The organism is Rahnella sp. 1L-D-7-B-C2 (assembly GCF_057290995.1).
The window spans coordinates 363314-379728 of record NZ_JBXAVQ010000003.1 but is presented as its reverse complement, the minus strand read 5'-3'; the positions used below and the strand labels follow the sequence as shown (position 1 = coordinate 379728).

Genomic DNA, 16415 nt, shown 5'->3' with positions numbered 1-16415 from the left:
GTTAAGCCATCAGCTGTCAGGTTCAAAAGAACCGAAGGAAAACATGATGACTACGCTCCCTGTCGCCGCGATAACCAGCGGTATCGGGCTGGCGATTATTCACGATCTGGCGCGTGACCATCGGGTTTACGCACTCGGGCGTAGTAAAGACAGCCTGCTGGCATTCCGGCTGATTGAAACTGTCGGAGCGGTGGAAATCTAATTGCTGCATTTCACTGCCGAACAACGGTTTGAGTCGTATAGCACGCACTAAATCAAAATTAATCCATTAATGTGTAATAAAGGTAACGGTATTTGAGGAATCGTCGAAGTTGACGTATTGGGACTAAAGCAGGATATTTTTGCCAAACTGACCGGCGTATCACGTAAGACATTATCTGAAGTAGAAAATGATAAGGGTAACTATACCTCTGACATTATCAATAAAGTCTTCAAGCCTTTTGGCTTAGAAGTCGGTCTGGTACCCACTTCTCGTCATATGCTGTCTGCTATGTTTAAAGAATAATTATTAAACAAAAAAGCCGCTCTCCCCTGAGCGGCTTCCTGCAATTTACCCCTGACCTTATTCCTTGGTCGCAAATTTCAGCAGCACAACACCTGCAAAAATCAGTAACGCGGCGATTACACGCAGCGGATTAAGACTCTCGCCAAACATCGTCACGCCGAGAATAAATGCGCCGATCGCACCAATACCCACCCAGACGGTGTAAGACGTGCCGAGCGGCAGCGTTTTCATGGCGATGGAGAGCAGTGCGAAGCTGAGTAACATGAAAACGATGGTGATGATGCTGGGAATCAGGCGGCTGAACCCGTGAGACTCTTTCATCGCCACCGACCAGACCACCTCGAAAATTCCTGCGAAAAACAGATATACCCAGGCCATGATGTTTCCTTTTTAGAATGCCAGGGTCGTCCCTGAATAATTATGCCGAATCTCTGGTCGTCCAGTCAGCGAATTAAGGCTGATTATAATGCAGTCTGCTACACCGGCACAGAAAACTGAAAACACGCGCCACGTTTCGGTTCTTCGATAAGCCGGATATCACTGCCGTGCAGCTGTAAAATACGGCGGACGATCATCAGCCCGAGGCCACCAGCACGATGTTTGTTGGCACTGAGGATCGACGGGCGTACGAACAAACTGTCTTTTAGCTCCGCGGCGATACCCGGCCCGGAATCTTTCAGTTGCACCATCACCTGCCCTTCGCTTTTCCACAGTTTGATTTCGATGGTACCGCCTTCCGGTGTGTGGCGGATGGCGTTATCGAGCAGATTGGTCAGCACGCGCTCAATCATGCCCAGATCCGCATTCACCAGCGGAATGCCGGGAGTGATATCTGCCAGCAGTTTTTGCCCGCGTGTTTCAGTGGCCAGTTCGAATTTCGCAAACACGTCCTGCACCAGTTCGCACAGCGAGAACGGCTCTTTTTGCGGCTTCACGACGCCGTACTCCAGCCGCGCCAGTTCGAAAAGTTCCTGTGCCAGACGCCCGACTTTTTTACTCTGCGTCAGGGCGATGTTCAGGTAACGCTGGCGATCTTCGTTGCTAAGATGGTCCGATTTCACCGACAGCGTTTCCAGATAGCCGTGTAACGAGGTCAGCGGCGTGCGTAAATCGTGAGAAATATTGGCGATAAACTCACGGCGTTGTTGATCCTGAACCATCAGGCTTTGCCACTGTTGATCGATACGTTTTGCCAGCGCGACAAACGCCTGTTGCAGCTGTGACACTTCATCGCGCGGTGCACCGGCGGGCAGCTCTGTTTTCGCCAGCGCCTGAATAGCATCCATACCGCCGCTGTCGAGCTGGGCAATTTGCGCGGTGAGTTTACGCACCGGACGCGTCACCCAGCGGAAAGCCAGCGCACCGGCCAGCAAACCAAACAGGGCGACCAGTCCCATAGAGCGCAGCGCCAGATAAATGGCCGACTGATATTGCGCATCGCTGGTCAGCGCGGTGTATTCGTCGCCGAGCAGGACGATATACACGTAGCCTTTAGTCACACCGTCCACTTGTAACGGCGCGGCGCTGAAGACCTGGCGGGTCTGCGGATCGCGCGGATTATCGCCATAGACCGGCATTTTCGCGCCCTGTAACAGCGCGGTCACCGGCCTGAGATCGATTTTTTGCTGTCGCAATCTGCCCGTTGGCGCAGCATTGCCGACGATCTTGCCGTTATTATCGAGCAGATACACTTCGACGCTCGGATTCACCGCCATCAGTTGGTTGAACAGCGTATGCACCGCTTTCGGATCCCAGTCACCCTGGCTGAGTAACGGATTATTGGCCGCGATCTGCGTCGCCAGATTGGCCGACAAACGCTGGATCACCGCCTGACTGTACTGATTGCTCGAACGCACCTGCATGTAGCCGGAAAGTGCGCAGCAGGCGAGCAGCAGCAGCGTAAATACCAGCGTCAGTCTTTGGGCCAGCGTGAGATTTTTCATGATTTACCCTTGCGCCTCTTCCGGGGAAGACGCGAATTTATAGCCTTTGCCCCACACGGTCAGAATACGTTCCGGCTCAGCCGGATTGGTTTCTATTTTGATGCGCAGCCGGTTGATGTGGGTGTTTACCGTATGCTCATACCCTTCGTGTTCGTAACCCCAGACCTGATTGAGCAGGCTGAGACGCGAAAACACTTTGCCGGGATTTTTGGCAAAGAAATACAGCAGATCGAACTCACGCGGCGTCAGTTCCACCGGCTGATGATTGAGCATCACTTCGCGCGCAATCGGATCGATTGCCAGCCCGGCGAAACTCAGCGTTCCCGCATCCATCTTCATGTTGCGGCTCATGGCTTCCTGACGGCGAAACAGCGCTTTGACCCGTGCCACCAGCTCGAGCATGGAGAACGGTTTGGCCAGGTAATCGTCGGCGCCGAGTTCCAGCCCGAGCACGCGATGTACCTCGCTGGAACGGGCGCTGATAATAATGATTGGCGTGTAGCGCGTCATGTTGCGGGCGCGACGGCAGATCTCCAGTCCGTCAACGCCCGGCAGCATCAGGTCAAGAATTAACGCATCCCAGCCGCCCTTTTCCAGCAACGCCACGCCCAGATTGCCGTCGGCGGCGTGGGTGATCTCATAGCCTTCGTCGCGCAGATGAAGACTCAGTAAATCGGCAATATCACCGTCGTCTTCAACGATCAGGATCTTCTTCGTTTTATCCATTTTATTCTCAGCCCGTTCTTCCAAACCCTTCCCTGAGTCTACACAAGCGCATGCCGCAGAGTTATCACATTTAATTTAACTTTGCGTGAGGTCTTGGGGAACAAATCTGCCCAATACTCATTGCATCAACAGGGCAGATGGCGGGCAGACATCATGACGACGCACACAGAATTACCTCCGGTCGCGGCACGCAAACCGGCCACGGTTCACCCTTTATGGCTGCGGCTGACCCACTGGCTGAATGCGCTGGCGGTGCTGATCATGGTGACCAGCGGCTGGCAGATTTATAACGCATCGCCGCTTTTTGATTTTGATTTTCCGTCCGCAGTGACGCTTGGCGGCTGGCTGGGTGGCGCGATTCAGTGGCATTCCGCCGGGATGTGGCTGTTCGGGTTTAACGGCATGTTTTACCTGCTAATGAACATTTTCACCGGCCGCATGAAACAGAAATTCTGGCCGCTGACGCCGCGCGGCATTTTCAATGATCTGCGGGCGGCATTGCGCGGCAAGCTGCAACATGACGATCTGCGCCACTACAACATGGTACAGCGCGCCGCTTATGTGTTCGTGATGTTCGACGGCATCGTGCTGGTGCTTTCCGGGCTGGTGGTGTGGAAATCGGTGCAGTTTCCGTTGCTGCGTGAACTGATGGGCGGTTACGACACCGCGCGCTACGTGCATTTTCTGGCGATGGCGTCGCTGGTGGGGTTCGTGGTGCTGCATCTGGTGATGGTGGCGCTGGTGCCGAAAACGCTGATCGCCATGATCCGCGGACGTTAAGGAAAACACATGAAAAACATCATCAAAAAAAGCATCAGTCACATTTTTAGCCCGTCCGACAGTGAGGCAATCGTACAGGAAGCGCAGAAACAGATTATCCGTCAGCTGGATGCGCCATCCCGCCGCCTGTTCCTGCAACGCGGGCTGACGCTCGGCGGCGTGGCGATGCTGACCGGCTGCGACATCAGCGATAACGCCAGCGTGGAAACCGCGCTGGGTAAAATCTCCGGTTTTAACGACCGTGTTCAGGGCTGGCTGTTTGGCTCCGTGCGCCTCGCGCCGGAATATGCCGAATCGATGATCACCCGCCCGTTCCCGTTTAACGCTTTTTATGCCGAAGACGACGCACCTGAGGTTGACGGCACCGCTTATCGCCTGAAAATCGCCGGGCTTGCACTGGATAAGCGCGAGTGGTCATTGCCAGCACTGTACAAAATGGCACAGGTCAGCCAGGTGACGCGGCACATCTGCGTCGAAGGCTGGAGCGCCATCGGTAAATGGGGCGGCGTACCGTTCGGAGATTTTCTCCGTCTGATTGGTGCTGACCTAACCGCTGAATACGTCAGTTTCAAATGCGCCGACGAGTATTACACCAGTATCGACATGGCGACCGCCCTGCACCCGCAAACTCTGCTGGCGCTGACCTATGACGGCCAGATTTTGCCGCGTAAATACGGGTTTCCGATGAAGCTGAGAATGCCTACCAAGCTCGGCTACAAGAATCCGAAACACATCGAAGTGATTGAAATTACCAATAAGTTTACCGGTGGCTACTGGGAAGATCAGGGCTACAACTGGTTCGGCGGGAGCTAAACCTTCCGGACTCAAAACCGTTACCTCAATAAGACCCTAATAAAGGAAATACCATGAAAAAGTTAAGCGTAATGATGATGTCTGCCTGTCTGATGATGGGCGCAGTGAGCACCACCTATGCCGCTGACGCGATGATGAAAAAAGACAGCATGTCCAAAGACTGCATGAAAAAGGACAGTATGAGCAAAGATTCCATGGCAAAAAACAGTATGAGTAAGGACTGCATGTCGAAAGATAAAATGTCGAAAGATCACATGAAAAAAGACAGTATGTCTAAAGACACCATGTCTAAAGATGCAATGAAAAAAGATACATCCAGCCAGTAAATTTCGCGCAGTCTGATTTTTTTAACGCCTCCGTCCTTTCTGGCCGGGGGCGTTTTACTGTTCCTGGCAGCCAAACGTTGAGGATCACCCGTTTTCGGCGTAGCATACGGTTCATATATGATTCGTATACTGCCGAGGTCACCCAATGGGTATCATCAAGATTTCAGAACTGATGCATGAAAATCTGCGCATCGCCAGTCTGGCTTACACCCGCTCGATGAATGCGCAGGCTGAACACTGGATGAAAATTGGCATGCTGATGGAGACGCATCCCGATATGACGCACAGTGAAATTTCGCGCCTGCTGGTGCAGTGCAGCCTGGAATCTGATGAAAATACCGGCAGTATCCGCACGCTGTTAAACGTGGGTGGTACACACAGGAAGGCAAGTAATGAATAATGGTTTAGACAGTAAGTACTTTGTGAACAATAACCGGATGATCAAAACGCCGGAAGGCATCGACAAAGCCCGCATCGCTGGCAAGCTGGCCGCCCGCGTGCTGCACATGATCACACCGCACGTCGTGCCTGGCGTAACCACCAATGAGCTGGACCGCCTTTGCCATGATTATATCGTCAACGAATTGCAGGCGATCCCGGCTAACATTGGCTATCACGGCTACGAAAAAACCGTTTGTACGTCTGTCAATCACGTGATTTGTCACGGTATTCCATCAGACAAAGCGCTGAAAAAAGGCGATATCGTCAATATTGACGTCGCACTGATCAAAGACGGCTGGTACGGCGATACCAGCCGGATGTATTACGCCGGTGAGCCGGGCATTATGGCGCGCCGCCTGGTGGATACGACACTCGAAGCGATGATGGCCGGGATTGACGTCGTGCGTCCGGGCGCGACCCTGGGTGATGTGGGTTTTGCCATTGCCGCCGTCGCACACCGTGAAGGATTTTCTATCGTCGAAGAGTATTGCGGTCACGGCATCGGCATGGGCTATCACGAAGATCCGCAGGTGCTGCATTACGGCGAAAAAGGCCGTGGTCTGGTCTTGCAGGAAGGCATGTTATTTACCATTGAGCCAATGCTCAACGCCGGTAAGAAGCAGAATAAAGTGCTCGGCGATGGCTGGACGGTAGTCACTAAAGATCACTCGTTGTCTGCACAATGGGAGCATATGGTAGCGGTGACTAAAGACGGATATGAAATCCTGACACCGTGGCCCGAAGAGAATTAATTCCCCTGTGAAAAGCAAAAAGCCTCCAAATTACCCGGAGGCTTTTTCTTTTTATCACAGGTCAAGACATCAGCTGCGCTCAATTTCTTTGGTCGCGCGATCCAACGCATCAGTAATTTTATACAGCGTCTCCTGCTCGATAGGGCCTTTGGCCAGCCGCAGATTTAACGCCATGCGGATATTGTTTATCGCACGCTGCATTTCAGGAATACTGCGGTTATTGGATAATATCGCCAGCGAAAGCAGTTTCTCTGACACTGATTTCAATAACTCACCCTGCCCCGCCAGCGATTCTGCGCCTTCCGCCGTGATTGCATATTGTTTTTTACCGCCCTCTTCCTGGCTGGACGTGATTAACGCCTGCTCTTCCAGAAACGTCAGATTCGGATAAATAATACTGGCGCTCGGCGTGTATTCACCTTTGGCTAATTCTTCTATTGCTTTGATTAGCTCATAGCCATGTGCCGGGCGCTGCTGTAAAAAATGCAGCATCAGTAACCGGATATCTCCGGTTTCAAACATCCTTTCGCGGCGGTGTTGTTTATTCATCAGCATTATTTATCGTGCCAGTACGCCACGCAGCGCACATAGGCCGGATCGAGCCCCTGATCCACAGTGAAATAATCATTCAGACCTTTTACCAGTTTGCCTTCGCCGGTCGCCCAGACGTAGTAATTGTTGTCCGGCAGCGGCAGGCTTTTCACCTTTTGCACCAGCGCGTCTTCGCCGATAATCCATTGAATATCAAAGCCGGATCCCTCTTGCAGATAACCCTCGCAACCGGCGTTTTTCACTTTCACCAGCACGGTGATTTTCACATCAGTTGCCGCCTGTTCCAGTTCACCGAGACGACGTTTCAGCGCCGGAAGGCCAGTTTCATCGCACAGATACAATTGCCACTGATAGTCGGTCGGGATGATAAGCGACCCGCGCGGACCGCCAATGATCAAGGTGTCACCAGGTTTTGCGCCAGCCGACCATTCACTCGCAACGCCGCCGTCGTGGAGATAAAAATCGAGCGTTAACTCATTTGCCTGTGCATCAAAATGCAACGGCGTGTATTCGCGGTTTAGCGGACGCGGGCCTTCGCCCCAGACGATGCCCTCTTCGGTGGCGACCGGTGCGGTGATCACATCACCCACATTGGCTGGGAAAAACAGTTTGATGTGATCATCAAAGCCACGGGAGTTGAAGCCCCTGAGGTCTTCACCGCCGAGGACGATGCGTTTAAAACAACCCGCCACGCTTTCGCTGCGTTTAACGGTGAGGGTGCGAAAAGCCAGTTCATTTTTTACACGAACCGGCAAGTTTGCAGCAGGGGAATCTTGACGAGGTTGTTCCATATTGTTTTCTCTTTCAGGGAATCTGTTGCCCTGAAAGATATATCTTAGCAATGTTTTCAGCAAGCGTCTTAGCGCACGCCACCGCGTAAAAACATATCGACGGCGTTGAGAACCAGCTGGCGGATCTCGGCGATCTCCAGCGGCTCGGGGTTTTGCTGATAAAGCCGCATATTGGTTTGTGCCGTGACCAGCGCCAGAAATTGTTGCGCGCGCAAAAGTGCGTCGGCCTTCGCCAGTTGCCCCTTTTCCATCGCTATCGCCATAAATCCGGCCAGCGCCTGAATGGCTTCTCCCGGCCCGGAATCGTGGAACAGCATGCCGATATCGGAATGCCCGGCTTCCGCGATCACCATGCGGTATACCGCCAGCGCTTCGCCGTCGTTGGTCAGCACCAGCAGCATTCTTTCGCCAAAACGCGTGAGTACGGTTTCTAAATCGAGATCCGGGAACGGCGCAGCGAGGCCGTTAACTGCTTCTGAAAGATGCCCGGTGGTGCAGGCTTTCACGACGGCAACCAGCAGCGCTTCTTTTGATGGGAAATAACTGTACAGCGTGGCTTTGGAACCGCCGAGGCGTCTGGCCAGCTCGTTCATGGACGCGCGCTCATAGCCCGTTTCTTTAAACAACGCGGCGGCAGCTTCGACAATCGCTTCCCGTCGGGCTTCGGTACGAACTTTCATCCTCACTCCTGTTCACTCTTCAAGCCTGACAGCAGATGCCTGCCGGGCGCTAAACTGTACTGTACAGTTCTTATAACCACTCTAACGGCGGGTTTAGTGGTTGTAAAGATGCGTGCCCTAACGCAAATCCGCCGACAAAGTGCAAAGATTTCGTTAAGAAAGGCATTTATCTTTAACATTAGTTGATAACAATTATCAGTATCATTATCATTCGCACCAAGCCGAAGTGGGTATCGCGTATCAATAAACCCATATTTTATAAGGACAAAGGCATTCTCAGGAAGAGATCCTAACTTGCGTCTTAGCATTTGCAGGGCAGTTTTGTTGAGCAGAACTTAAAAATTAGTGCAGGACTAAAAACACATGTTCAAATCCTTTTCACAGCAGGGTTTGGTGAAAAACGTCGTTTTAATGGGGACGATTCTCACCACCACCTTTAACGTTAACGCAGCGGATGCCGTTAAAGAAAGTACCGATCTGGCACAAAACCAAACAAAGCCTTCTGACGTGATCAAGAAGAAACCAGTACGCACCGCTCAGGATCTGGCGCAGAGCCACGAAGAAGTGATGACCGTGACTGAGACGCTACCGGATAAAAAACCGGGCTCAAAAACCACAATTTCCGCTGCCGATATGCAAAAAAAAGGCGGCAAAGATTTCGGGTCGATCATGCGTTATGAACCGCTGATCAGCGCAACGGGTTCCAGCGGCGGTTCCGGCAACGGTAAAAGCGGCTTCGACCGCGCAGGCTACACCGGCTATAACATCCGTGGTCTGGAAAGTAATCGCGTCAGCATTGACGTCGATGGTATTCCTCAGCCAAGCGCCACTGGCCGCGCTTATGCAAGCCGCGCGGGTCTGGGCACTTTCGGCATTGGCCGTGATTACATCGACCCGTATATGTACGGTCAGGTGGATATCGAGTCCGGCGCCACCTCCGCCGAGCGCGCCAACACCTCCATCGGCGGTGCCGTCTCCTTCCTGCCGAAATCCGCAGACGATTATCTGCGTCCGGGCAAAGAAACTTACTTCGGTTATCAGTCGGATTACAGCTCTTCAGATCGCTCCTGGCATAACGGTATCACCGCCGCCGCGGGCGATCAGGAGTTGCGTGGATTAGTGGCGATCAGCCGCCGCGACGGTCAGGAAACCAGCAATAACAGCGGCACGCATGATGCGTATCCGGCTAACTGGCACTCCACCGCTATCATGACCTCCGGGATCTGGCAGCCGAATGATGAGCACAAATTCACCGGCACGCTCGATTACTACGAGAAAGTGAATCACACCCATTACGATGCCTGGGACAGCGCTGGCAACAGCGTGCTCGGCACGGCGCAGCAGCAAAGCAACACCCGTCGCTGGGGCGCGAGCCTGAAAGACGAATGGACGCCGTTTAACGATTTCGCCGATGCGGTCGTTTCGAAAGTCTATTACCAGTACACGCAGGCGCACGACAACACCTACATGCCAAACGCCAGCAAGCAGATGATGAACGTGTATTCTAACTATGACACCGACACCTACGGCGCAGAAACCAGCTGGCTGAAAACGTTGGGACGTCACGAACTGAGCGCCGGGATCAACGGTCGCGTGTCTGACACCGAACGTCCGTTCCGCGAAACGCCTGCGCAGAGCATTTACACCACCACCATGCAACCGGAAGCTAACAGCCGGACTTACGTGTTAGGCGGCTTCCTGCAAGACACCATGAAGTTTGACCTCGACGGCCATAACTTCTCGGTGATCCCGGCGGTGCGCGTGGCGTATCAGAACACTAAGTCGAAAGACCTGTCCGATCTCTCCAACAACGTCGTTTCAGAAGACTCCGTCTCAACCCTGTACGGTAAAGCCAATTCGGATACACAGGTTCTGCCGTCTCTGGCCTTCACCTATGATCTGACGCCAAAATTGATGACGTACCTGCAGTACAAACGCGGCGCACAGTTCCCGGATGCCAGCCAGCTTTACGGCTCATGGAACCTCGGCTCTTCTTACGCCGGTGCAGCGCAGTACGCGCTGATCGGTAATACCGATCTGAAAACTGAAACCAGCAATAACGTCGAGTGGGGCGTGAAAGGTGAAGCGACGCAAGGCGTGAGCTTCAAAACGTCGGTGTTCTACAACACCTACAAAAACTTTATCGCCAATACCCGTTACACACGTGCTAAAAACGGCAACATGTTCACCAACGTGCCTTCCAACATTTATACGATCTATCAGGCTGAAAACCGTGATAAAGCGTATATCTACGGCGGCGAGCTGAGCACCAAAATCGATTACGGTACATGGTTTAGCGACGTGAACGGTTTGAGCACGACCTTCGCACTGGGTTATGCGCAGGGTAAATCCAAATCCAGCTATGCGGGCGACAAGTACGTCGATCTCGACAGCGTTCCGCCAATGAAACTGGTCGCGGGCGTAGCATGGGATGATCCATCCGGCGTTTACGGCACCGCCGTCACTGCGACCTTTGTCAAAGGCAAAAAAGCCGAAGCCACCAGTCGTCAGAGCTATACCAACAGCGGTACGCCAATCGCGGATTCCAATGTGGATTACATGAACGTGCCGGGCTACGGCATGGTCGACGCCACCGCCTATTGGCAGGTCGCGAAGAACGTGAAAATCAACGGCGGCGTATATAACATCACTGACCGTAAATACTGGGATTATCTGAGCAGTCGTACGCTGACCGACACCACCAATCAGGATGCTTACAACAAAGCGCTGGCGGTGATGCCAGGCCGTAACTTCCAGCTGGGCGTGAACGTCGATTTCTAACCGGTTATTAATCCGATAAAAGTCGTTAAGGGCGCAGGTGTGAATCTGGCGCCCTTTTTGTTTTCAACTCATGACGATGTTTTCGTGGGCAACCAGCAGTATAGGTTTTCCTAAAAAACTGAATATTCGTCATTTGAAATTGCTGTTATATACAATCCCCATAAGGCATAGCATTTTTAGCAATCATTTCCGTGCGCACAACATTCGCCGTGCGAGCACCTTGCATACGGTCGTGCATTTTGTACATTTTCTGCAACGCACAATCAACGGCATGAATCGCCGTAGGCGTAAAGCAATCCTCGTTCCAGCGGATAATCATTCCGCCCGCATTAGGATCAAAAATAAAGATTTCATCCCCGGTACCGTAGAAAGCTATCCCCTCATGATTCATTGGATAAAAGCTGTTTTTTAAGAATGCACAATTATCAGTACGTTTGTAGGTATCTCCCACCGATAAAACCAGCAATACTACACCGCACCCTTTCACAAATGGCTTTTCAGGAAAAATAGTGCAGGTATATCGGGAGTGCAGATTAAAAATTCTTTGACGGAAAGTCTGAAATCCCGGAGTAGTCGTATCTTCCAAAATATTACCGGACATACGAACCGCGCCCATATACTCTTTTATATATTTATACGCCTGAAGCGGTGTCAGTGGGAGTGACAAACCTTCTGCACATTCAGTGAGATGTACTGCCAACGCTATACTGAGCCCACAACAAAACCCACCCTGAGTTTGTAATTCATACTGACGACAACGAAAGCGATTAAGCGCCTGAATAGACATTTTTACATCCCTTTATCATAAACATCCCTTAAAGACTTAAACATGAGTCATTTGAAATGGCTGTTATGTATAATCCCCAAACGGTAAATAGTTTTCAGCTATCATTTGTGGCATCACGACATTCGCCGTGCGAATACCTTGCATGCGGTCATACATTTTGTACATTCTCAGCAACGCACAATCAAGGGCATGAATCACCGTAGGTGTAATACTATCTTCGTTCCAGCGGATAATCATTCCTCCCGTATTAGGGTCGAAAATAAATATTTCATCTCCTGTACCATAAAATGCTATTCCCATGTGATTCTTCGGATAATAGTCTGGGCTTTTTAGGTAAGCACAATTATTACCACGCCCGCGAGTTTTCGCCACAGATAAAGCCAGCAAAACCACTCCGCATCCTCTCACGAATGGCTTCATAGGATGTCTACAACACCTATGTTGTGATTGAAGATTAAAAATCCTTTGACGAAAATGCTGAAATCCTGGCGTGATCGTATCTTCCAAAATATTCCCCGACACACGAACGGCTCCCATATACTCTTGTACATAATCGAAGACCTGTAGGGGGCTAAGGGGGTGTGAAAACCCTTCGCCGCATTCAAGAAGATGTGTCGCAAGCGCTACACTAATCCCACAACAAAACCCGCCCTGAGTTTGTAATTCAAACTGTCGACAGCGAAAACTTCTTAGCTCCTGAATAGACATTTTATCTCCCTTTACAATAAACAACCCAATCCCAACCCTTATTTATTAGTAGCATTACTAAAATATAAAGGTAAATAATTAATGGGATTACTATCATCCTATAAAAGATTTCTGGTTGAAAGAAATCAACATAAATGAATATAAACGAGCTTGATAAAAAATCTCATCATTTATTATGCTATTTATTGATATTACTCATTTTTTAGAAAACTACTATAAGAATATAAGATCATGCCTTTTCGTATTTTTGGGGTTATTTATTAAAAGAATCCGTGCTTTTACATTATCCGAACATTTTTTAAGATTTCACTTATAACTCACCACCAGCACTGCTGGCTTGCATCCCTGCACATTATCTGGACACTCACTGCACTCTACCGCAAGGTCGAAATCGGTGTCGTTGGCCATCTACCCTTACATGTACGGTCAGGTAGATACCGCGTCCGGGCCACTGATAACTGGCTATTCGCTGCTGATATCGGCAGCAATGAATTAAGGCGGCAAAAAAATACCATTAGAAAAATATCTTTTACGTTTAAGACCTTATATTAATTAAGAATAGGTAAAGTGTAAGTTAACTTAAAATTAATTATCTTAACCTCATGATTTTAAATTAAATAAATAAAAAAATCTGAATTAAGAAAGTTAATTTACATTCAACTTATGTATAAAAATTCATTTTCTGATTTAATGGTTCCTATGGTTACTTTTAGCCGTTCCTCTAACAATTGGACAAGGAGTGTCCCCGTGATTAAACCTTTTAGAAAAAAATTGCTAACCAGTATATTATACGGTCTCATGTTCCCAGCCAGTTACTCTGTTGCTCAGGATCCTATCTCTTTGATTGACGGTGAAACTGGGACTTTTGAGGGAGCATCAATTTCTATCGACCAATCCAGTCAGGTTGCAGTAAAGGTAAACGGTTATAATAGTAATGCCATTATCAACAATAGCAACCTCTCTATTACAGGCAAGAACGATGTTGCACTTTACACATTAAACAACGGCAATATAAGTTTCGTTGATGGTGAAATCACTTCGGCTAACGGTCAGGCGATCTATGCCAAAAGCGGTGGCACAATTAATTTAAACACCGTAACTGTAAAGACTAATGGTGGTGATACAGATACCATCATCGCAGATGGAAATGGTTCAAAAATTACTGGTCGCGGAATAAATATTGTTGACACATCGGATTCGTCTTTAAGTTCAGTTATTACAGCTATGAATGGCTCAGTTGTTAACTTTTCTGACAGTAAAATTGACAGTACCAGCGTAACTTCTATTAATGCTCAATCATCTACTGTCTCAGTTGATAACTCACAAATTAACCAGACGAGTAATTATTCACAAAATGTCATTAGTGCATTAGGGAAATCGTCAAAAAAGGCAGTCGTTAATATTTCTAATAGTAATATTTCTGGAAACGGAACTGGTTCGCCCGGATTATTAATCAACAGTAATGCCTATAGCGAAACGACTGTTAGCGATTCAACCCTTACAGCGACTGGTGATGGTTATGCTGGAATATGGGTATCTGGATCCACTGCCACTCTAAATGCTGAAAATATATCTTTATCAACGAATGGTTCAGGAGGTCATGCTGTAGAAGATTATGGTTATATGAACATTAAGGATAGCGATATTACAACATATGGCGAACAATCATACGCGTTGTATAGTACATATCAGCTCAATTCCAACAACCTTGATTTAAGTACATTCGGAATAAATAGTCCGGCGGCAGTGGTAGCAAGAGGTGGAACACTGACACTCAATAATAATAAAATTAAAACACAGGGTGCGAACAGTGCAGGCATATACAATATGTATGGCTCAAAGATTATCGCAGATAGTACAACCGTGGTGACAACCGGTGATGATTCAGCGGGTTTACGAGTTTCATACGGTACCACGACAAAAATTTCTAATAGTCAATTTTCAACGCAGGGAACGAGAGCCTATGGGATCTATTCAACCGGTTCAAGTACATCGGATCCAACATCAACATTAGCAATAATTCACTCTAGTTTTAACACAGAAAAAAGTAGTGCAATAGACTTGGTTGGTGCAAAAATAAATATTGATCTGCAAGATAGTTCTGAACTCATTGGTGGAAATGGCATTTTGCTTGAAGCAAATACCGGTATTGTTAATAAATCCCCTCTATCAAGTACAGTAAATCTTGCAGCGAGTGGTAATTCTTATTTGCAAGGTGATGTCATTACTCAACGAGATGAATACGGCGATAACACGACAAACATTATGCTTTCCGATAGCTCGCGATGGCAAGGCAGTAGCGCATGGGTGGATAGCGTAACCGTTGATGACTCAAGTCAGTGGGATATAACCAATACTTCAACCGTCAATCAGTTGGCATCAAATGGAACATTAAACTTCCTCTCAAATGGTAATCAGTTTTCAACACTCAATGTTGCAGGTAACATGACAGGAGGAGGAACACTAATATTAAATACCCAACTTGGCGATGATTCCTCAGCGAGTGATGTTCTGCATGTAACAGGTAATATGGAGGGGGATTACAATCTAAAGGTAAATAATACTGATGGCACTGGCGCACTGACGACCGGTGACGGCATTGATATTATTCAGGTAGATGGAACGACACAAGGCAATGTGAAACTTGCTAATCGTGTTGCAGTGGGTTCCTATGAATATCTCTTATATCAGGGTAGTTCAACAGACGCGAATGACTGGTATTTGCGTTCTTCATTTACCCCCGACCCAACGCCTGTGCCAGACCCAACGCCTGAACCAGACCCGACACCTGAACCAGACCCAATGCCTGAACCAGACCCAACGCCTGAACCAGACCCAACGCCTGAACCGGACCCAACATCTGTGCCAGACCCAGCACCTGCGCCAGACCCAACGCCGGGTAGCACTGATATTCCATGGCGGCAAGAAGTTGCGGGATATATAGCAGCACCGGCCCTCAATCAGCGCTACGGTTTCGATTCAATTGGTACCTATCATCAGCGAACCGGCAACGGAGTTTCACACAACAGCAATGTCTGGGGCAGAACTTCTGCCAGCCACCAGCGCAATGACCCGGACCGTTTTAGTTATTCTACTGATACCTGGTTCGCACAGCTTGGAGTAGATCTCTATGATAATAAAGACAATGAGCAAACCGAACACAAAGCCGGGATAATGGTTACTATTGGTAATCAGAAAACAGATGCTGAAGATAGTGCGCGGGGAGTGAATCCTTTACTGTCTGTTAATACCGGGAGTATCAATTCTGATATTTATAGTCTCGGTGGCTATTACACGATAATGGGAAAAAACGGCGGATATATTGATACTGTTTCGATGGCTAGCTATTACCGTAACCATTACGACAGTGCAAGCGATGCCGAACAACAAGGTTACGGGGTTGTCGGGTCTGTCGAGGCAGGGAAACCTTACACGTTATACAACCAATTTAAAATTGAGTACCAGGCACAAGTAAAATATCAGTATATTAATCTTGAAAGTTTCAGTGATGAAATTAGCGCTATTTCTGGAGTCTCTCAAAGTGCAGTTGAAGCAAGGGGCGGCCTACGTCTTATGAGAGATGATCCGGTATTTATTCCTTACATCACCCTTGATGCTGTGACTTCCACAGGCACTAATCCTGATGTAACGATTGCCGATCAAACCTTGAATAGCCAAATGAGCGAAGATCATTGGCAAGCCGGAGGGGGAATTTCATACAAATTCACGAATGAAAGTGAACTCTATGCAGAGGGGCAATATCAAAAATCCTTCGATAACGCCTTTGAAGGTTACAGTGGTATTGTCGGAGTCAATGTCAACTTCTAAGT

The 16415-nt window shown here is 49.1% G+C and carries 17 protein-coding genes; 9 read left to right on the top strand and 8 right to left on the bottom strand.

Annotation, left to right across the window (positions count from 1 at the left end):
* Nucleotides 1-43: 43 nt before the first annotated feature.
* A complete protein-coding gene (locus AC0Z7K_RS07965; RefSeq protein WP_485613773.1) occupies nt 44-202 on the top strand; it encodes a hypothetical protein in 159 nt (52 codons plus the stop codon).
* Nucleotides 203-319: 117 nt separating this feature from the next.
* Nucleotides 320-505 carry a helix-turn-helix domain-containing protein gene (locus AC0Z7K_RS07960; protein ID WP_485613772.1) on the top strand — a complete coding sequence of 62 codons (186 nt, stop codon included), beginning with the start codon at nt 320-322 and terminating at the stop codon, nt 503-505.
* Nucleotides 506-562: 57 nt separating this feature from the next.
* Here the strand turns inward: AC0Z7K_RS07960 and AC0Z7K_RS07955 are convergent, their stop codons facing one another.
* From AC0Z7K_RS07955 to AC0Z7K_RS07945, 3 genes are all read right to left on the bottom strand, one after another.
* A complete protein-coding gene (locus AC0Z7K_RS07955; RefSeq protein WP_485613771.1) occupies nt 563-883 on the bottom strand; it encodes a DMT family transporter in 321 nt (106 codons plus the stop codon).
* A gap of 98 nt (nt 884-981) precedes the next feature.
* Nucleotides 982-2448, bottom strand: coding sequence for a HAMP domain-containing sensor histidine kinase (locus AC0Z7K_RS07950; RefSeq protein WP_485613769.1), 1467 nt, complete (start codon nt 2446-2448; stop codon nt 982-984).
* A 3-nt stretch (nt 2449-2451) separates the two neighbouring features.
* On the bottom strand, nt 2452-3174 hold the full coding sequence (locus AC0Z7K_RS07945; RefSeq protein WP_413530737.1) for a response regulator transcription factor: 723 nt from the start codon (nt 3172-3174) through the stop codon (nt 2452-2454).
* A gap of 153 nt (nt 3175-3327) precedes the next feature.
* Between AC0Z7K_RS07945 and AC0Z7K_RS07940 the strand changes: the two genes are divergently transcribed.
* From AC0Z7K_RS07940 to map, 5 genes are all read left to right on the top strand, one after another.
* Nucleotides 3328-3954 carry a cytochrome b/b6 domain-containing protein gene (locus AC0Z7K_RS07940; RefSeq protein ID WP_485613767.1) on the top strand — a complete coding sequence of 209 codons (627 nt, stop codon included), beginning with the start codon at nt 3328-3330 and terminating at the stop codon, nt 3952-3954.
* A 9-nt stretch (nt 3955-3963) separates the two neighbouring features.
* Nucleotides 3964-4767: a molybdopterin-dependent oxidoreductase gene (locus AC0Z7K_RS07935; protein WP_413530739.1), complete on the top strand. Its 804-nt coding sequence runs from the start codon at nt 3964-3966 to the stop codon at nt 4765-4767.
* Nucleotides 4768-4820: 53 nt separating this feature from the next.
* Nucleotides 4821-5093 carry a pentapeptide MXKDX repeat protein gene (locus AC0Z7K_RS07930; RefSeq protein WP_485613765.1) on the top strand — a complete coding sequence of 91 codons (273 nt, stop codon included), beginning with the start codon at nt 4821-4823 and terminating at the stop codon, nt 5091-5093.
* A gap of 145 nt (nt 5094-5238) precedes the next feature.
* Nucleotides 5239-5493, top strand: a complete 255-nt coding sequence (locus AC0Z7K_RS07925; RefSeq protein ID WP_056779560.1) for a ParD-like family protein — start codon at nt 5239-5241, stop codon at nt 5491-5493.
* Nucleotides 5486-6286, top strand: a complete 801-nt coding sequence (gene map, locus AC0Z7K_RS07920; RefSeq protein WP_413530741.1) for a type I methionyl aminopeptidase — start codon at nt 5486-5488, stop codon at nt 6284-6286. Before AC0Z7K_RS07925 ends, map begins: the two co-directional genes overlap by 8 nt.
* A 69-nt stretch (nt 6287-6355) precedes the next feature.
* On the opposite strand, the gene AC0Z7K_RS07915 is transcribed toward map, so the two are convergent.
* From AC0Z7K_RS07915 to AC0Z7K_RS07905, 3 genes are all read right to left on the bottom strand, one after another.
* Entirely contained in the window at nt 6356-6835 is a 480-nt protein-coding gene (locus tag AC0Z7K_RS07915; protein ID WP_485613763.1) for a PadR family transcriptional regulator, read from the bottom strand.
* 5 nt (nt 6836-6840) lie between these two features.
* Nucleotides 6841-7629, bottom strand: coding sequence for a siderophore-interacting protein (locus AC0Z7K_RS07910; RefSeq protein WP_485613761.1), 789 nt, complete (start codon nt 7627-7629; stop codon nt 6841-6843).
* Nucleotides 7630-7697: 68 nt separating this feature from the next.
* Complete coding sequence (locus tag AC0Z7K_RS07905) at nt 7698-8309, bottom strand: TetR/AcrR family transcriptional regulator (protein WP_485613760.1); 612 nt, start codon at nt 8307-8309, stop codon at nt 7698-7700.
* 363 nt (nt 8310-8672) lie between these two features.
* On the opposite strand from AC0Z7K_RS07905, the gene AC0Z7K_RS07900 reads away from it, so the two are divergent.
* A complete protein-coding gene (locus tag AC0Z7K_RS07900; RefSeq protein ID WP_485613759.1) occupies nt 8673-11090 on the top strand; it encodes a TonB-dependent receptor domain-containing protein in 2418 nt (805 codons plus the stop codon).
* 145 nt (nt 11091-11235) lie between these two features.
* On the opposite strand, the gene AC0Z7K_RS07895 is transcribed toward AC0Z7K_RS07900, so the two are convergent.
* Together AC0Z7K_RS07895 and AC0Z7K_RS07890 are read right to left on the bottom strand one after the other, a co-directional pair.
* Nucleotides 11236-11877: a hypothetical protein gene (locus tag AC0Z7K_RS07895; protein WP_485613758.1), complete on the bottom strand. Its 642-nt coding sequence runs from the start codon at nt 11875-11877 to the stop codon at nt 11236-11238.
* Between the two features lie 63 nt (nt 11878-11940).
* The gene (locus AC0Z7K_RS07890; protein WP_485613757.1) at nt 11941-12585 is read right to left on the bottom strand and encodes a hypothetical protein; all 645 of its coding nucleotides are present in this window, start codon (nt 12583-12585) and stop codon (nt 11941-11943) included.
* 747 nt (nt 12586-13332) lie between these two features.
* Here AC0Z7K_RS07890 and AC0Z7K_RS07885 point away from each other — a divergent pair.
* Nucleotides 13333-16413 (top strand): autotransporter family protein, encoded by a 3081-nt coding sequence (locus AC0Z7K_RS07885; protein ID WP_485613756.1) that lies wholly within the window; start codon nt 13333-13335, stop codon nt 16411-16413.
* The last annotated feature ends 2 nt before the right edge of the window (nt 16414-16415 follow it).